The following is a 412-nucleotide window of genomic DNA, read 5'->3' as shown; positions in this document are numbered from 1 at the left end:
GAACTGGCCGAGGCGGCTGGGGCGGGCGACCAGACGGAGTCGCTGGCCGAGGAGATCCTCCTCCTGCACGAAGGGGCGCTGGTCGCCGCGGGCATCGGGGTGCTTCCCGACGCCTTCGCGCGAGCACGCGACCTTGCCGTCAGTCGGCTCGCCGCAGCCGTCCGCTGACCCACTGGCCGATGGCGGCCATCGCGCTGAGCACATCGTCGCGCCGGTCGCCGCCGTCAGGATCCCACTGCGCCAGCACGGCATACGCGATCGCGGCGTCGGGTCCGCCGACCACGCCGACATCGGCGCGAACGCCCGCATCGGTCCCGGTCTTATTGGCCAGGCGCACGCTGCGGTCCGCCTCCCGATGCGCCAGCGGGTCGAGACCGAAGGCCGAGGCGACCATGGAGAGGTCCGTGTTCAC

Annotated in this window: 1 protein-coding gene; it reads right to left on the bottom strand. The window is 72.8% G+C overall.

The annotated features are described in order from the left end of the window. Positions 1–139 precede the first annotated feature (139 nt). Positions 140–412, bottom strand: a 273-nt coding sequence (locus D9V41_RS16550) for a serine hydrolase (protein ID WP_166376103.1), incomplete at its 5' end; no start/stop codon positions are given.

Origin of the sequence: Aeromicrobium phragmitis (assembly GCF_003674095.1) — a bacterium.
Lineage (GTDB): Bacteria > Actinomycetota > Actinomycetes > Propionibacteriales > Nocardioidaceae > Aeromicrobium > Aeromicrobium phragmitis.
Note: the sequence above shows the minus strand (reverse complement) of the source record. Positions and strands in the feature narration are given on the sequence as shown.